1 protein-coding gene is annotated in these 2,190 nt (G+C 60.1%); it reads left to right on the top strand.

Annotated elements, in window-relative coordinates; translation table 11 throughout:
- Positions 1–464: 464 nt before the first annotated feature.
- Positions 465–2,190 (top strand): Ulp1 family isopeptidase (locus tag NKI88_RS31605; RefSeq protein ID WP_352659312.1); only part of this gene is annotated, 1,726 nt, incomplete at its 3' end.

The following is a 2,190-nucleotide window of genomic DNA, read 5'->3' as shown; positions in this document are numbered from 1 at the left end:
CGCAGGAGGAATACAGTTGGCCAGAGTATCTCCCCCCTGGGAAAGCTAATGAAGACGACGCTGTTCTGGCATCGTCTTTCGTGCCTACTGGGCCCCATCACCAAGCCTCGGATCCCGCAGGGTCCTTTCGTCCCCTGAGCTGGAGCGACGGCGACCAGCGCGCGCCGGACGAGCGGATCGCTGCACAGGACAGGAGCAACCAGCTACCAAGCGAGGAGGTCCTCATCAACCGTGAGCATGATACAGCGGAGTTGAGACCAGCGAAGAGGCAAAGGACCCCGAACAGTCGTCTGCAGGACGTTGCCACTGAGCCGCAGCTGAGCGAGATCGGCAATTCAGGCGCTCGCGTGCTGATGCAGGCCCCCACCCATCAAGTGGGTGCATTGCCATGGGAAGCGCAGCCCATGATGCAAGGGAGCGGACAAGAACACGCCGCGGCGCCGTACGCCGGAGGCAGTGGGTCGATGCTGGGTGCCTCGGTGCTGCAGCCGGGTCACTCAACGGCGCGCCATCATCATGCGCCGGACTCGTCAGTGGTTGATCTGAATCCCCCCGCACGGATCGAGTTGCGTGACCATGCTCGTTCTGTGCCGGCGGCGGTGCAGCCAGATCCTCCAATAGGGGTCTCCGGTCGCGACAAGGGTCCCCTCTATTCCAACGATGCGACCGTTGTCGAAGGGCTGAGGTCAGCACTCTATGCCGGTAAGATCGGGGAGATCACGGTCAAGCGCCATGTAAATTCTCTTCTCGGCTTTGGTCGTTGGCTCTTTGACAATAACAGGCCGGGATTTGCTGCTCGGCTTGACGATTCGTCGCTGGATCGGGATCGCAAGGAGTACGAGATCTGGGGTGGTGGCCCCTCGATCGTCAGAGCACTGGGTCGTCTCAAGACGTTGGCGGGCGGAGCGCCAGTGGTGGACCGCCCTGTCCGGAATCCCTACCCTGCCGACGCCGCGCTCATCAGAGATTACACAGCGGCTCTCATCAAAGAGTACAAAGAAGCGCCTGCGACCGGGCCGAATCGCGGTACCATTCAGGTCTATGGATCTACTCTTATACGTTTCAGTGAATACCTGCATGAAAACAAAAAGCCGGGGATTGCGGATCGGCTTCACGAGGGGTCGCTGGATGAAGATGCCAAGCGCTATGTGAACTCCGGTGGTAACCGGAGGATCAGTGCACTAGCTCATCTCCGGAAGTTCGCACCCGGGCGCGAAATTGCCCTTGCTGCTCGTCCGGAAGACGCAGTCGGCATGGAGGCTCGTGCCATTGGGGACGCCGCTGCGCAGCGAAGCGGGCCGCAGGAGGCATTGGGTCGGCCAGAGAAGCCCCCTGGGAAAGCTAAAGACGGGCGGGTGCTCGGCGCATTGGAATGGCTAGGCGACGAACATATCCAGAGGGATTACCAGCTCCTGGAGCAGGAGTTGCAGGGGAACAATCCAGATCTCGCCGCCCGGACGCGGTTCGTGGATCCCCTCGTAGCCAATTATCATCTGCGCTTGGGCTCCAAGAGCGTCATGCTAAGCGCATTCCAGCGCATCGTCCATAAGAACGGTAACGACACAGCCGACTTCCTGTTCGTGCCAGTGAGCGATGCCGGTACGACTCGTGAGGAGCGCGGCACCCATTGGTCGCTGCTGTTCGTTGATCGCAGCGACCGGGAGCGGCCGGTTGCCTATCATTATGACTCCTACAACGGATGCAATGACACGCTTGCAAAAGAGCTCGCAGAAAATCTGGGCGCCAGCCTGGAGACCCGCGTGGGCGTATCCCGCATCGCCCAGCAGAGCAACGGGGTGGATTGCGGAGTCTACGTGGTGGACGGCACGCGGGCGCTGGTTGGGCGATTGCAATCGCAGCCAGATAACCTGAACCTCAACAACCTCGTCGTCAATCGGCAGGCACTACAAACCCGCCTCAGGGGTGACGATACATTCGGAACGACAAATAATCTCACGAACTTTGAACTCATGGACCGAAAGGCCCGAGACGCGATTAAGGAAAGCCCCGTTGGGACGTTTCACCAGCAGATCAAGCGGCTCGGCCAGTCAGCGCCAGACGTTGCTCCCGGGGACCCATTTAAATTTCAAAGTCTTAAGAGCAAGGGGGACGCCGCTGCGCAGCACAGCGGGCCGCAGGAGGAATACAGTTGGCCAGAGTATCTCCCCCCTGGGAAAGCTAATGAAGACG

It is taken from the genome of Mesorhizobium sp. M0317 (genome assembly GCF_040321555.1).
GTDB lineage: Bacteria > Pseudomonadota > Alphaproteobacteria > Rhizobiales > Rhizobiaceae > Mesorhizobium.
This window is presented reverse-complemented; position numbering and strand designations above follow the sequence as displayed.